We start from the raw sequence: 16141 nt of genomic DNA, 5'->3' as shown, positions 1-16141 counted from the left end.
CAAACCTTTATTTCTCTTTTAGTATACCGTTTTTCAATAAAAAAATCATAAGACACGAATTCAAATTTTCTGAATTCGTGCCTCTGTTCACTTTTTTAACGATTAATCGAACGAGCCATTCTAGCAACAGTATGTCTTTTCCCACGTATCGCATCAGAAAGCTCTTTAATATTTTCAATACCAACTAAGCCCATATTGGCATCGCCAATATGTTGAATATCTACGCCTAAAATTTTATTTCTAATGCCGATTGCTTGGATAACTTCAGGTTGAGCACTTTCTTGTGAAGTTCCAATGGCACTCATAACTAATTTTCCTTTTGAATGTGCAAAATCCACAACTTCTTTGACTTGTTGATCATCGATGCCCCAAACCGTGCCGACTGCTGGGACTAAGACAATATCAGCGCCCGCTTCAATAAATTGTTCAGCTGATTTTAAACTGACCACTGGTTCATCTACGCCTGAACTGTGCATTTTTCCGGCAATAATGATGCCATCAAAATGTTTTTTGGCTAAGGCCACGTTCTTAGCAATCAAGTCGTTGGTCACGCCAGTTCCTGGATTACCTGTCAATAAGATAAAATCCAAACCCAGTTCATTGGCTTTTTTGAAAGTAGCTGCTGATGCTTTTCTACCTGGTTCAATCGAAACTCTCGTTGAAGCTAAGTCTAAATTTTCATCAACAGGTTCGACATTCATGCCAATCGGTAAACCGACTAGTTCTTTCAAACGATGAACAACCTCATCATTAGGGACACATGTTTCCGCAGTATATTGCCCTTCATAAGCGGCTACTACAATCGGTTGATTAACATCGAAAACATTCAATAAAATCATGTCTGCTCCATATGCTTTTGACATTTCCGCACAAGTGATATCACCTGCTACGGATGGATGAACTACCACATTTTCCGATAAAATTACGCGCCCTTCGCTCGCTTTAATACTCTGAAACAGCTCTTCTTTTGACATCCGTTTGATTTCTGATGCATTTGCACTAATTAATCGTTGAACCATTTTGACCCCTCCAATAGTTTTTAATGTTTTAGTTAAAAACAGCAATAAGTAATCGCTTGCATTTTATTACATGCAACATTCGTGCCAACGTCCTTTCTTTAAACCACAGGTCAACACTACATTTCAGTGCTACACACTTTTTGCACACTTTAATTTTTTTTACACGCTTAAAGAAAAAGTGAAGGATAGCACTTCAAACGGAAATGTTATTCTTCACTTCTGGAGCAGAAAATTTACGCACTTTTTTCTCGTAATTTTTCTGCAAATTCATTAATTTTGCGAATACGATGATTAATACCTGACTTAGAAATAGCTCCTGAAGGAATCATTTCCCCTAGTTCTTTGAGACTAACTTCCGGATACTCTAACCGTAATTCTGCGATTTCCTGAAGTTTCTCCGGTAATGACGTCAGCCCTACTGTACTTTCAATAAATTGAATATTTTCAATTTGTTTTGAAGCCGCATCAATAGTTTTATTTAAATTCGCTGTTTCGCAATTCACTAAACGATTTACTGAATTCCGCATATCACGGACAATCCGGACATCTTCAAATTTCAACATAGAGTTCGTGGCACCAATTAACGTTAAAAAGTCGGCAATTTTTTCAGCACCTTTTAAATAACAAATATACCCGTTTCGGCGTCCCAATGTTCGAGCGTTTAAGTCATAGTAATTCAACATCTTACAAATATCATTATTGTGTTCTTCATAAATTGAAAAAATTTCTAAATGATAGCGACTTGTTTCCGGATTATTAACTGAGCCAGAAGCCATAAAGGCCCCGCGTAAATAGGAACGCATTTTTTGCGCGTTACCCATGATTTCATTTGACACATTGCCATTAAAAACGACCCCATCCATAATATCCAAATCAGCTAGAATTTTTTGTGTATCTTGTTTTAGACGCACAATGTAAACATTATTTTTCTTTAGTTTCATTTTTTTACGAACTAATAATTCTGCTTGTGCATGGTAATGATCTTTCAGCAATGAATACATTCGACGAGCAATTGCAGCATTTTCCGTTTGTACATTCAAGACAAACTGTTGATTAACTAAGCTAAGTGAGCCGTTCATCCGAATTAATGCTGCTAATTCTGCTTTCGCGTGTTCTCGATGGACTTCTAAACCAGTTAACTCTTTTTTGACATCCGAGGCAAAAGACATCTAAGCTCCTCCTCTCTTGATTCTTTTGATTAATTAATATTTCGTTCCAAATACGATACGGAAAAGTTCTTCAACAACTTTTTCCCCATCATGAAAAACTCCGCCATCTCTTAATTCTAAAAAGTCTGTCGAAATGACTCGGCATCCTTCTTCACGTAATCCTTGAAAATCATGCTTTACTTGAACTAAATATTCATCATAAATTTCAGGATCCATGTAATTTTCTGGTACTTTTTCTGTGTTAACCAGTACTGTATCAACAAACTGCGCTTGTAGATGCTCGTTTAAGACACGAACATGATCGGCATCCGTAAAATGTTCCGTTTCCCCTTTTTGGGTCATGATGTTACAAATATAGACTACTTCGGCTGCCGTTTGTTTGATGGCTTCACCAATTTCTGTAATAACTAAATTAGGTAAAATACTTGTAAAAAGACTCCCCGGTCCTAACACGACCATGTCTGCTTCTTCAATTGCTTTGACGACTTTACGCGCAGCTCTTGGCTGTTCTTCTCCGTGTGTATTTGTTACAAACACATGGTCAATCGTCTTGCGATCCAGTGCAATTTTTGATTCTCCCACCGCCACTGAGCCATCTTTAAATACGGCATGTAACGTTAATGGCCGTTCTGATGATGGATAAATCCGTCCATCAACATGCATCATTTTTGAAAGCAATTGAATCGCTTCATACGTACTTCCTCTCATTTCTGAGACAGCAGCAATGATTAAATTACCGATTGCATGATTGGCAAAATGACTATCTGATTTATCAAAACGATATTGAAAAATATCTTCATATAATTGTGGCATATCTGACAATGCCACTAAAACATTTCTTAAATCTCCCGGAGGTGTCATGTTATTAATAGAGGAACGAAGCTCGCCACTACTACCGCCGTCATCAGCGACCGTTACGACGGCAGTAATATCAACACTTTGATTTCTTAAACTTTTTAAAATTACTGGCAAGCCTGTTCCACCACCAACAACCACAATCTTCGGTTTACGAATTCGATAGGTTTTCATTAAGAGCGATTAACCGTTTCTTTTCTTTTTAAGCGGTCGCGGTGGGTAATATTTACATGGTAATCTTCCTCTTTTAATTCAGCACCAACACGTTCTGTCAATGCAACAGAGCGATGTTGTCCGCCAGTACAGCCAATTGCAATGGTGACGCTACTTTTACCTTCTTTTTTATATCCAGGTAAGACTGTTCGCAGTAAATCGATAAATTTTGTATAAAATTCATCTGTTTCTGGGAAGCCCATCACATAATCATAAACAGGTTGATCCATTCCAGTTAACGGCCGTAGTTCATCAATATAATGGGGATTAGGTAAAAAGCGAACATCCATAACGATATCTGCATCAATCGGCAACCCATATTTAAAGCCGAAGGACACCATTTCCACTCGAAATTCGTGTGTCTCTCTCGTTGCTAGTTCTTTATTCAAACGTTCCCGCAATTGACGAGGGGACAAGTCCGTAGTGTCAATGACCAACTGAGCATCCGCCTTGATTTCTTCCAGCATTGCACGTTCTTTACGAATACCTTCTGTCACTAAACCATCCATCGCCATTGGATGCGCACGCCGTGTCTCTTTATAACGAGAAACCAACTCTTCATCGGTGGCATCTAAAAATAAAATCGTTGTATCAATAAAATTAGTATTTTCAAGTTCGACTAACATATCCTGAATTTCTCTAAAGAAGGTCCGTGAACGTAAATCAATCACTAACGCAATCTTGGTAACTTTTCCAGATTCTTTAATTAATTCCCAAAATTTTGGGATTAAGCTTGGTGGTAAATTGTCGATACAGAAATAGCCCATGTCTTCAAAGCTTTGAACAGCGACTGTTTTTCCAGCGCCACTCATTCCTGTAATAATAACCAGTTGTAAATTTTCTGGCATATTCAACACTCCCTTCACTTGCATCACTATATTATAACACCCCGGGCGTATCAAAGAAAGCTTTTCAATCATTCTTATAAAGATTTCTATTCTTTCATAGAAAAACAGCATTGACATTTTTGTCAATGCTGTTTTAATTTCTGAATTATATTATATAACTGTGTGTTATTTTAATACAAACTCAATTTCTGTTTTATCAGTAAAATTAGCTTCAAACTCAAATTGTTTTACTTGTTCATTCACGGCTAACTTTTTCGTAATGTGTTCTTTAATTTGTTCATTTGTAGCTGTTTTGATTGACAATCCATCTAAAAGAGTCATGATTTTGTCTTGTGCTGCCTTACCTTCTAATTCTAAATCAGCAGATTCATCTTCATACGTTGCTTCAATTGTTCCGTTCGATTTTATTTCATAGGTGAACTCAATTTCATTTTCGTCGTATTCAATTTCTACGTCAATCTCTTGAAGACTGGCAACAGTCGGTGTCGGTGTGGTTAGTTCATTGTCTGCTGTTTCATGGTCCCCACCAACTTCAGGAGTTACAGTTTCCCACTTAAAGGTACCAATTTTAGCTGTTGCTAGATAGGGATTATTAATGGTAATGACTTTCAATTGAAGGTCTGAATGGTTGGCGATATCTGTTAAAATCCCCAGAGCCTGATATGTATTTTGTGTAAAACGTGTCGCAATATTTTGCGCATCAATTGTGGAATAGCCTAATGTTTCCCAGGTGATTTGTTGCTTTAATTCCTGATGAACGGCTTGTACTGTCGCCGGCTCCAATTGAATGCCCGTTGCTTCTTTTAAGTCTTTCTTGGTAAAGCTCATTACTTTTTCATGGTCTGATTGTGAAATTAAGGTCGCTGCTTCCATTGTGTTACTATGTACAAAAGGTGTGATTCCGATAGCTAAGACCATTCCTGCTGTTAATAAACCTGTTGTTATTTTTTTGTTTTTCATTTAAGACTTCCCTTCGTGTTCATTGTTATTTTGTTAACAAACATAGTATATCTTTTAATTACACATTAAGTCAACATTTATTTTTAATTTTAATTAAAAAATATTTGTTATTTTATAATAAAAAACCTTGTTTCCCATAAAAACAAGGTTCTTTATCTAATCATTAATGTTTATTTCAGAACACGTTTTAAATAATATCCTGTGTAACTGTCTTTGACTTTAGCAACTTCTTCTGGTGTTCCTGTCGCCACGATCGTCCCACCACCGTCGCCACCTTCTGGCCCTAGATCAATCACATGGTCCGCAGATTTGATGACATCCAAGTTATGTTCAATCACTAAAACGGTATTGCCCGCTTCCACTAAACGCTCTAATACTAGAAGCAACCGCGCAATATCATCGGTATGCAAGCCTGTTGTTGGTTCATCCAGAATATAAAAGTTTTTCCCATTAGAATTTTTATGAAGTTCACTCGCTAGCTTCATCCGCTGTGCTTCTCCACCAGATAAAGTAGTTGCTGGCTGCCCCAATGTCACATAGCCTAAGCCTACATCCACAATTGTTTGCAATTTACGATGAATTTTAGGGATATGTTTGAAAAATTCTACGGCATCTTCCACCGTCATATCTAAAATATCAGAAATGTTTTTGCCTTTATAATGAACTTCTAACGTCTCAGAATTATAACGTTTGCCATGACAAACTTCGCAAGGCACATAGACATCAGGTAAAAAGTGCATTTCAATTTTGATGATACCATCCCCGCGACAAGCTTCACAACGGCCACCTTTGACGTTAAAACTAAAGCGACCTTTTTTATAGCCACGAACCTTGGCTTCATTTGTTTGGGCAAACAAATCGCGAATGTCATCAAAAACACTAGTATAAGTCGCTGGATTACTTCTTGGTGTTCGGCCAATCGGACTTTGGTCAATGTCAACAATCTTTTCAATGGCTTCATAACCAGTGATACTTTTGTGTTTCCCAGGTTTATTGGAATTACGATTTAATTTTTGGGCCAGCGCTTTTTTCAAAATTTGATTGACTAAAGTACTTTTCCCTGAACCTGAAACACCTGTGACAGCAACAAATTCACCTAGCGGAAATTCAACACTGACATTTTTTAAATTATTTTCACTGGCACCAGTGACTTTGATCGCTTTGCCATTACCTTTGCGACGTTCTTTTGGTACAGGAATCACTTTTTTCCCAGAAAGATATTGTCCGGTCAATGAATACGGATTTTTAGCAACCTCTTCCGGCGTACCAGCGGCTACAATTTCACCGCCCAGATGTCCAGCGCCAGGTCCCACATCAATCAAGTAATCCGAAGCCATCATTGTATCTTCATCGTGTTCCACCACAATTAATGTATTGCCTAAGTCCCGCATTTTTTTCAATGAGTCAATCAAGCGGTCGTTATCTCGTTGATGCAAACCAATTGATGGTTCATCTAAAATGTAAAGGACGCCTGATAAGTTTGACCCAATTTGTGTTGCTAAGCGAATTCTTTGTGCTTCTCCGCCAGAAAGTGTACCAGCAGCTCGACTTAAGGTTAAGTAATCTAACCCGACATTTTTTAAGAAGGTTAACCGATCTTCGACTTCTTTTAAAATTGGCCGAGCAATCGTTGTTTCTTGTTCAGATAAAGACACACCTTCAAAAAATTGGACCGCATTTTTTATTGCTAATTCACTGACTTCACCAATGTGCGTGCCATTGATTTTCACAGCTAAAGCTTGCGGATTCAAACGATACCCTTGACAGCTTCGACAAGTCAATTCTGTCATGTATAACCGCATTTGATCTCGTGTAAAATCGCTATTTGTTTCATGATAACGTCGTTTAATATTTTTTAAAATCCCTTCAAATGGCACTTCCACATCACGAACACCACCAAAGTCATTTTCATAATGAAAATGAAAGTTTTTCTCGCCAGAACCATTTAAAATAATTTCTTGTTGGTCTGCAGGTAATTCTTCAAACGGCGTATCCATATCAATCCCAAAACTGGTGGCTGCTTGTTCCAACATTTGTGGATAATATTGGGAACTAATAGGGTTCCACGGAACAATGGCTCCTTCTCTCAAGGTTTTAGTGGGATCTGGAATCACTAAGTCTTTGTCCACTTCTAATTTAACACCTAAACCATCACAATCGGGACAAGCGCCAAATGGTGCATTAAATGAAAACAAGCGCGGTTCCAATTCACCGACTGTGAACCCACAATAAGGACAAGCATAATGTTCACTAAACAACATTTCTTCTTGACCAATCACATCAACAATTGCGTAACCTTCAGCTAAACGCAAAGCCGCTTCAAACGAATCAAACAAGCGAGAGCGAATGCCTTCTTTCACAACGATACGGTCAATCACAATCGCAATATCATGTTTTTTATTTTTTTCAAGTTCTGGTGCCTCACTAACATCATAGGTTTCACCATCCACCCGCATTCTGACATACCCTTCACGTTGGATCATTTCAAACACTTTTTTATGTTGGCCTTTTTTCTTGACCACAACAGGCGCCAAAATTTGAATTTTTGTTCGCTCTGGTAGCTCTAAGACTTTATCAACCATCTGTTCAACAGACTGACTGGTAATTTCAATATGATCGTTAGGACAAATTGGATGACCTACCCGAGCAAATAACAATCGTAAATAATCATTGATTTCTGTGACCGTCCCTACTGTTGAGCGTGGGTTCTTACTTGTCGTCTTTTGATCAATTGAAATAGCTGGACTTAAACCATCGATGCTGTCAACATCTGGTTTATCCATCTGTCCCAAAAATTGTCGCGCATAAGCAGAGAGACTCTCTACATAACGTCGTTGCCCTTCTGCGTAAAGCGTATCAAATGCTAATGAACTTTTACCAGAACCAGATAATCCAGTTACAACAACCATTTTGTCACGAGGAATCGTGACATCAATATTTTTTAAGTTATGGGCGCGTGCACCATGAATCACAATTTTATCATTTGCCATATATGTTCTCCTTTTACTAAATCTCTTACGTCAAATCATTTCAAGTCATTCTATAGAGAAAAGATTAGTAAAAGATACGATGGTTCATCGTATCTTTTACTTAATCCGTTGGTTGACTTATTTGGCAGCTTTCAATTCAAGAATGGTATCTCGTAATGTGGCTGCAGTTTCGAAGTCTAATGCTTTGGCCGCATCTTTCATTTCTCTTTCAAGTTTCATTAATAAATCAGCTTTTTCTTGTCTTGATAAATCTTCATATGATTTATCCAATTGAACCACTGTTTCATCTTTATCAGCTGTTTTGGAAATAGAAATCAAATCACGAATTTCTTTAATAATTGTTTTTGGTTCAATGCCATGTTCTTCATTATATGCTTCTTGGATTGCCCGACGTCGTGCCGTTTCATCCATAGCTCGTTGCATCGAATCGGTGATTTTATCTGCATACATAATGACTTTTCCTTCAGCGTTCCGGGCAGCCCGTCCCATCGTTTGCACTAATGAGCGTTCACTACGTAAGAAGCCTTCTTTATCCGCATCTAGAATCGCAATTAAGGAAACTTCTGGCACATCGATTCCTTCACGTAATAAGTTAATACCAATTAGAATATCAAATTCGCCTAATCGTAAATCGCGAATAATCTCCGTTCTTTCCAGTGTTTTTATATCACTATGCAAATATTTAACTTTTAAGCCTAATTCTTTGAAATAGTCGGTTAAATCTTCGGCCATTTTCTTCGTTAAGGTTGTGACAAACACTCGCTGATCTTTTTCGATCCGTTCATGAATTTCGCCCACCAAGTCATCAATTTGACCCATAATTGGGCGGATTTCTACTTCTGGATCTAGTAAACCTGTTGGTCGAATGATTTGTTGAACAACCGTCTCTGTTTGTTCCATTTCATAAGGGCCTGGTGTTGCCGATACATAAACAATTTGGTTTACATGTTGTTCAAATTCTTCTAAACGAAGCGGTCGGTTATCAAGTGCACTTGGTAAACGGAAACCATAGTCCACTAACATTTGTTTCCGTGCTCGGTCGCCATTATACATTCCTCTAATTTGCGGCATTGTTACATGAGACTCATCGATTACAAGTAAGAAGTCATCTGGGAAAAAGTCCAACAGCGTATATGGCGGCTCCCCTTCTTGGCGACCATCCATATGTCGAGAGTAATTCTCAATCCCTGACGTATAGCCCATCTCTCTCATCATCTCAATATCATAGTTGGTTCGCTGTTCCAAACGTTGGGCTTCCAATAATTTGTTTTCACTGCGAAGCACTTTCAAACGTGCCTCTAATTCTTCTTGGATCTGCGATATGGCATGTTCCATATGTTCTTCGTTCGTCACAAAGTGTGTTGCCGGAAAAATAGCGACATGCTCTGTTTCGCCGACAATTTCACCAGTTAACGCATCTACTTCACGAATTCGATCAATTTCGTCTCCGAAAAATTCAACACGTAGCGCATGCTCATCCCGTGAAGCTGGGAATATCTCAACCACATCACCGCGGACACGAAAACGCCCCCGTTGAAAATCAATATCATTTCGTTCGAATTGAATATCGACTAAACTTTTTAGTAACTCATTACGATCCATTTCCATTCCCACACGTAATGAAACAACTTGTTGGCTGTATTCCCGCGGATCCCCTAAACCAAAAATACAAGAAACTGATGCTACCACGATGACATCGTTTCGTTCCAATAAAGAACTTGTCGCTGAATGGCGTAGTTTATCAATTTCATCATTAATACTGGAATCTTTTTCAATATATGTATCACTTGAGGGTACATATGCTTCTGGTTGATAATAATCATAGTAACTGACAAAATACTCGACCGCATTATCTGGGAAAAATTCTTTAAATTCCCCGTATAATTGTCCAGCTAGTGTTTTATTATGTGCAATCACTAATGTTGGTTTGTTCACTTCTTGAATCACATTAGAGATTGTAAATGTTTTACCTGTTCCGGTCGCTCCAAGTAAAATTTGAGCTTTTTCTCCACCTTTGACACCGTCAACTAGTTCAGCAATAGCGGCTGGCTGATCTCCGGCAGGCTCATATTTAGAAGCCAAATGAAAGGTATTGGAAGTTTCTCTTTCGATCATTTATAACTCCCCCTCAAAGTGTCTAATTTCTCTTAAATTATCGGCCCATTCTGGCAGAATGTCCACTTATTAGTTTAACATACCGAACATATTTTCGCCACTTTTGCTGTTTCGAACTTCAACTGATCTTAATCTTTTGTTCTTAATTTATATGTCACATTTTATAACATGCAATGTAAGGAAATTAGAGTTTTTTTCTCTTTTTAGCGTTCAAATACTTGTCAGCTTCCTATTTCTTACTATATAATTGTTCAATATGCAAAACTAGGAGGTATTTTATGAAAAGGAAACACTTTTTACTTTCTTTCTTTGTGATGATGGTAACTCTGCTAACATTCATTAGTGGCACTTCAGCACATGCAGAAGGAAAGAAATATACAATTGGAACGGATTTAACATTCGCCCCTTTTGAATTCCAAGACTCAAAAGGAAAATACATTGGTATTGACGTTGATTTATTAGATGCGATTGCCAAAGATCAAGGTTTTGAAGTGGATTTAAAACCATTAGGCTTCGATAGTGCAGTCCAAGCGATTCAGTCTAAACAAATTGATGGCATGATTGCTGGAATGAGTATTACGGATGAGCGAAAAAAATCCTTTGATTTTTCAGATCCATACTTCGATAGCGGTTTACAATTAGCGGTAAAAAAAGGAAACGACAAAATTAAATCATATGATGATTTAAAAGGCAAAACGGTTGCGGCTAAAGTTGGAACTGAAAGTGCCAATTTCCTTGAAAAAAATAAAGAGAAATATGACTACACCATCAAAAATTTTGACGATGCAACGGGTCTTTATAAAGCCTTAGAAAACGGCGAAGCGGATGCAATCGTTGATGATTATCCTGTATTGGGCTACGCAGTGAAAAATGGTCAAAAATTACAATTAGTTGGCGATAAAGAAACAGGCAGTTCTTATGGTTTCGCAGTGAAAAAAGGTCAAAACCCTGAATTAATCAAAAAGTTCAACGCTGGTTTGAAAAATCTTAAAGACAATGGTACTTATGATAAAATTTTAAACAACTACTTAGCGACAGGCGATGAAACAAACACACAAGACGCTGGCGAACAGATGAAAAAAATCACTCCTAAAAAAGAGAAATATGTGATTGCTAGTGATTCTACATTTGCTCCGTTTGAGTTTCAAAATGCCCAAGGCGATTATGTCGGAATTGATGTAGATTTAGTCAAACGTGCAGCTGAATTGCAAGGTTTTACTGTTGAATTTAAATTTATTGGTTTTAGTTCTGCTGTCCAAGCTGTTGAATCTGGTCAAGCAGATGGGATGGTTGCAGGCATGACGATTACGGATGATCGTAAAAAAGCCTTCGACTTCTCTGTTCCTTACTTTGATAGCGGTATTCAAATTGCGGTCAAAAAAGGCAATGACAAAATTAAATCGTATGATGATTTAAAAGGCAAAAAAGTCGGCGTAAAAATTGGTACTGAAAGTGCTGATTTCTTAGAAAAAAATAAAAAGAAATATGATTACTCAATTAAGTATTTAGACACAACTGATGCATTATACAGTGCGTTAGAAATTGGCGAAGTTGATGCCATGATGGATGATTATCCTGTCATTGGCTACGGGGTTGCGCAAAATCAACCACTAGCGACACCAATTCCTCGTGAAAAAGGTGGTTCTTACGGTTTTGCTGTCAAAAAAGGGCAAAATCCTGAACTACTTGAAATGTTTAACGAAGGCTTAAAAGAAATGAAACGTACAGGTGAATACGATAAAATTATCGGCACTTACGTAAAAGATGGCAACGAAGCCAAAGAAGAAACAGCTGACGAATCTACGTTTGTTGGCTTCATGCAAAACAACTGGAAACAATTGTTACACGGTTTATGGATGACGATTCTATTAACGTTGATTTCCTTCGTACTTGCTTTAATTGTCGGCGTTATTTTCGGATTATTCAGCGTTTCACCAATCAAAGCATTACGTGTACTTTCAACCATTTATGTTGATTTAATTCGCGGAATTCCTTTAATGGTCTTAGCGTTCTTCATCTATTTCGGATTACCTGGTGTGCTTGGCTTTAATATCCCGGTCTTCATTGCTGGGATTATCACATTAACTTTAAATGCCAGTGCCTATATTTCTGAAATTGTGCGCGGCGGAATCAAAGCTGTTCCAGTTGGCCAAATGGAAGCTTCAAGAAGTTTAGGTCTTTCCTATAATCGGACAATGCAAAAAATTATTTTACCACAAGCGATTCGCATTATGATTCCTTCATTCATTAACCAATTTGTTATTTCATTGAAAGATACAACTATCCTTTCAGCAATTGGCTTAATCGAACTACTACAAACAGGAAAAATTATTGTTGCTCGGACATTACAAAGTACAATGGTTTACTTCGTTATTGCGTTAATCTACTTAATTTTAATTACTAGCTTAACTAAATTAGCGAAAAACCTTGAAAAGAAGGTGAACTAATATGACTGAAAAAATCTTAGTTGAACATTTAGTAAAAAAATATGGTGACAACACGGTCTTAAACGACATTAATGTTTCTATTAACGAAGGCGACGTAGTCTGCGTCATCGGTCCTTCTGGTTCTGGTAAAAGTACTTTTTTACGTTGCTTGAATCAATTAGAAGAAGCTTCTAGCGGAGACATTATTATTGATGGTGCGAACTTGACAGATAAAAATACGGACATCAACCAAGTCCGTCAACATATCGGCATGGTTTTCCAACATTTCAATTTGTTTCCACATTTATCTATTTTAGAAAATATTGTTTTAGCACCAACCGATTTAGGTCGCTTGTCAAAAGACGAAGCGGAGAAAAAAGCGTTAGAACTTTTAGAACGTGTTGGGTTGGCAGATAAAAAAGATGCCTATCCAGATTCTTTATCTGGTGGTCAAAAACAACGTGTCGCAATTGCACGTGCGTTAGCGATGAATCCTGATATTATGCTTTTCGATGAGCCAACATCAGCTCTTGATCCAGAAATGGTTGGCGATGTTCTTGGTGTAATGAAAGATTTAGCAAAACAAGGAATGACAATGGTCATAGTTACTCACGAAATGGGCTTTGCAAAAGAAGTGGCTAACCGAGTAATGTTCATTGATGGCGGTAACTTCCTAGAAGATGGTTCGCCAGAGCAAGTCTTTGAAAATCCTCAAAACCCTCGAACAAAAGATTTCTTAGATAAAGTATTAAATATTTAAACAAAAGCACTTGGCGCGCGCTAGCGCCCAAGTGCTTTATTTTATGGTTAAATTGTTTCCGTGACAGAGACAGATTGAACGTGCCCTTTTTCTTTTAAGAGATGGTGCAAGTTGGAATGCCAGAAATCTTCTTTGCCTACATAAGAAATCTTTGCTGTCACTGCCTCTTGTTCGGATTCCAAAGTCAATTCTACTAAGCGCTCCCCTTTTTCTAAAGAAGCTTGAAGTTGTTCATGCAGGCGGCTTTCTTTAATCATGGGTTCCTTCATTTTTACGATAAGCTGCAATCGTTTTAAAGGAGTTTTTCGTTTAAAATGGGCCAGAGCTAATACTAGCAAAGTTGCCACGAGATTGATAAACGCAATGGTTAAAAAGCCCATCCCAATGACTAAACCAATAATAGTAACATTCCACATCATTACTGCTGTCGTTAACCCAGAAACTTTCCTTTCTCTAAAAACGATAATCCCCGCACCGAGAAAGCCTACACCACTAATCACTTGGGCGCCATATCGTGTAATATCCATAGAAATAATGGATGCCAAGGCGCTATTTTGTTTCACCACATCGACTAAAATATCCACCGATTGAATCTGTAAAATGGAAATCGTACAGGAGGCCAAACATAAAATGGCATTACTACTGATACCGAAGCCTTTTCTTTTAATACTTCTTTCTAACCCAATCAAAGCTCCAAAAACCACGGCTAGAGCCATCCGAATGACAACGTCGGTGAGAGAAAGTTCAATCATTTTTAAAGAATTCATCGCTTTCTCTCCTTTCTTGCAAGTGACTATTTGACTTATTTTGTATTAACTAATAAACGCAAGCCATTAAAAATGACCACTAAGGTACTTCCTTCATGAATAAGTACGCTAAATGCGATATTCGCAATACCTAAAAAGTTCAAGATAATTAACGTTGCTACCACTAACATTGAAAAAATAATATTTTGCTGCACAATTTTATTCAAGCGTTTTGAGACACGGTGAGCATAGCCTAATTTAGAAAGATCATTTTTCATCACTACCACGTCTGCAACATCGATAGCAATGTCTGTACCATCCCCCATCGCCACTCCGATATCAGCATTCACTAAAGCGGGCGCATCGTTAATGCCATCACCAACCATCCCAGTCATTCCTACTTCGCGTTTTAATTGATCAACAATCGCTGATTTTTCCTCAGGTAAAACATTAGCAAAAACTTGGTCCACGCCTACTAAGCGGCCAACTGCTTCACCCGTAAGTTTTGCATCTCCTGTAATCATTGTTGTTTCAATATTTTGTGACTTGAAATAGTGAATGGCGTTCATTGCTTCTTCATTAGGAACATCCATCAATGCCACTAAACCAATCACTTGTTCATTTTCGGCAAAGTACACTACCGTTTTGCCTTCACTCGCTAATTTCGTTGTTTGTTTCTCAATGATTGTTGGCACTTGTTCGAAACTAGATGGTTTACCAATTCTAAAAGTTGTGTCTGCAATGGTCGTTACTAAACCCACCCCGACAATATTTTCTACTTCTAAATTTAAAGCCGTTGTTTCTGCTTCAAAGCGATTAACAATCGCCGTCGCCAATGGATGATTGGATTTTTTCTCCATATTTGTTAAAACAGCTACTAATTCGTCTTGGCGAGCTTCTAAGCCATCAACAAAAAGATAATCTGTGACCTCAGGTTTGCCTTTTGTTAGTGTGCCTGTTTTATCAAAAGCGAGTGCTTTCACTTCAGCTAAATTTGATAAGAATGAGCCACCTTTAAACAAAACGCCTTGTTTCGCTAAATTGGAAATTCCTGATAAAGTTGCCGGAACGGCACTCGCTGCTAAAGCACAAGGGGAGGCAGCAATTAAGAAGACCAAGCCTCTGTAAAAACTTTCAGCCCAAGTCAATTGGAAAAGTAATGCGCCACCTAAAACAATTAGTGGAAAAACTGCTAAAACTAGTGTGACATATTTTGGTTCAAATCGTTTAATTTTGCTTGCAATTTCCGATTGATTTTCTTGTGATTGGTTCACGAGCTGTACGATTTTCGCAAAAACTGTTTCTGAACTATCTTTCGTTACTTCAACAACAATTGTGCCTGAACCGTTCATGGTACTACCAAAAACTGGGTCCCCACTATTTTTTTCTTTGGGAATACTTTCCCCATTAATAGATGATTCATCCACAGCGGTACTTCCTTCAATCACGACGCCATCTGTCGGAATTTGCGCACCATTGAGGACTTGCACGCGGTCACCAATCTTCAATTGTTCAACTGACACAGTTTGAATTGAGCCGTCGTCTGTTATCAGGCGAGCTTCTGTTGGATTTAAATTTAATAGTTTTGTAATTTCACGTTGACTTTTGCCTTGGGCATAATCTTCAAGGAAATGCGCCGCCGCAAAAATCAAAATCAACAATGCTGATTCTTCAAAACTTCCCATTAATGCTGAACCAACTGCAGCTAAGGTCATTAACAAATGAATATTAGGCGAAAACTTTCGATTGTTTTTCGTATCCCGATACGTATCTCCAAAGCCTTCCCCAATAATATGATAACCAGCTAAAATAGCAGCTAATGAGAAAAGAATATTTTTCATTAAGAGCATGTTCCCTAAAAATAAACCGATAAAGAAAAGAGCCAATCCTGTAAAAAAGAGAATAACTGGAACGTTTTTACCTTTTTCTTCATGTGTGTGTGCACCTGTTTGTTTTGACATTGTTATGCGCCTCCTCATTAATGTTTTTCTATTCATATGAATGTATATTCATATTATAAAACACTTGGGTGGTTTTGTA

The 16141-nt window shown here is 37.8% G+C and carries 11 protein-coding genes; 2 read left to right on the top strand and 9 right to left on the bottom strand.

Annotation, left to right across the window (positions count from 1 at the left end; translation table 11 throughout):
* Positions 1–95 precede the first annotated feature (95 nt).
* From IGK03_RS02530 to uvrB, 7 genes are all read right to left on the bottom strand, one after another.
* Positions 96–1019 (bottom strand): PEP phosphonomutase, encoded by a 924-nt coding sequence (locus IGK03_RS02530; protein ID WP_002358737.1) that lies wholly within the window; start codon positions 1017–1019, stop codon positions 96–98.
* Between the two features lie 233 nt (positions 1020–1252).
* Complete coding sequence (whiA, locus tag IGK03_RS02525) at positions 1253–2188, bottom strand: DNA-binding protein WhiA (protein ID WP_002358736.1); 936 nt, start codon at positions 2186–2188, stop codon at positions 1253–1255.
* 33 nt (positions 2189–2221) lie between these two features.
* Positions 2222–3217: a gluconeogenesis factor YvcK family protein gene (locus tag IGK03_RS02520; RefSeq protein ID WP_002355627.1), complete on the bottom strand. Its 996-nt coding sequence runs from the start codon at positions 3215–3217 to the stop codon at positions 2222–2224.
* Entirely contained in the window at positions 3217–4104 is an 888-nt protein-coding gene (rapZ, locus tag IGK03_RS02515) for an RNase adapter RapZ (protein WP_002355625.1), read from the bottom strand. Before rapZ ends, IGK03_RS02520 begins: the two co-directional genes overlap by 1 nt.
* Positions 4105–4269: 165 nt before the next feature.
* On the bottom strand, positions 4270–5064 hold the full coding sequence (locus IGK03_RS02510) for a YusW family protein (RefSeq protein WP_002361281.1): 795 nt from the start codon (positions 5062–5064) through the stop codon (positions 4270–4272).
* A 170-nt stretch (positions 5065–5234) separates the two neighbouring features.
* Positions 5235–8054, bottom strand: a complete 2820-nt coding sequence (uvrA, locus tag IGK03_RS02505) for an excinuclease ABC subunit UvrA (protein ID WP_049095831.1) — start codon at positions 8052–8054, stop codon at positions 5235–5237.
* Positions 8055–8171: 117 nt separating this feature from the next.
* Entirely contained in the window at positions 8172–10169 is a 1998-nt protein-coding gene (gene uvrB / locus IGK03_RS02500; protein WP_002355618.1) for an excinuclease ABC subunit UvrB, read from the bottom strand.
* A gap of 278 nt (positions 10170–10447) precedes the next feature.
* Between uvrB and IGK03_RS02495 the strand changes: the two genes are divergently transcribed.
* Positions 10448–12616 (top strand): amino acid ABC transporter substrate-binding protein/permease, encoded by a 2169-nt coding sequence (locus IGK03_RS02495; RefSeq protein WP_002355617.1) that lies wholly within the window; start codon positions 10448–10450, stop codon positions 12614–12616.
* Position 12617: 1 nt separating this feature from the next.
* Positions 12618–13355: an amino acid ABC transporter ATP-binding protein gene (locus IGK03_RS02490; RefSeq protein WP_002355616.1), complete on the top strand. Its 738-nt coding sequence runs from the start codon at positions 12618–12620 to the stop codon at positions 13353–13355.
* A 47-nt stretch (positions 13356–13402) separates the two neighbouring features.
* Here IGK03_RS02490 and IGK03_RS02485 read toward each other — a convergent pair whose 3' ends face one another.
* Complete coding sequence (locus IGK03_RS02485; RefSeq protein ID WP_002361276.1) at positions 13403–14122, bottom strand: MgtC/SapB family protein; 720 nt, start codon at positions 14120–14122, stop codon at positions 13403–13405.
* A gap of 35 nt (positions 14123–14157) precedes the next feature.
* Positions 14158–16062: a heavy metal translocating P-type ATPase gene (locus IGK03_RS02480; RefSeq protein WP_010775630.1), complete on the bottom strand. Its 1905-nt coding sequence runs from the start codon at positions 16060–16062 to the stop codon at positions 14158–14160.
* Positions 16063–16141 lie beyond the last annotated feature (79 nt).

This window comes from Enterococcus sp. DIV2453a, from assembly GCF_050533535.1.
GTDB lineage: Bacteria > Bacillota > Bacilli > Lactobacillales > Enterococcaceae > Enterococcus > Enterococcus faecalis.
The sequence above is the reverse complement of the archived record's forward strand: the minus strand, read 5'-3'. Positions and strand labels throughout refer to the sequence as shown.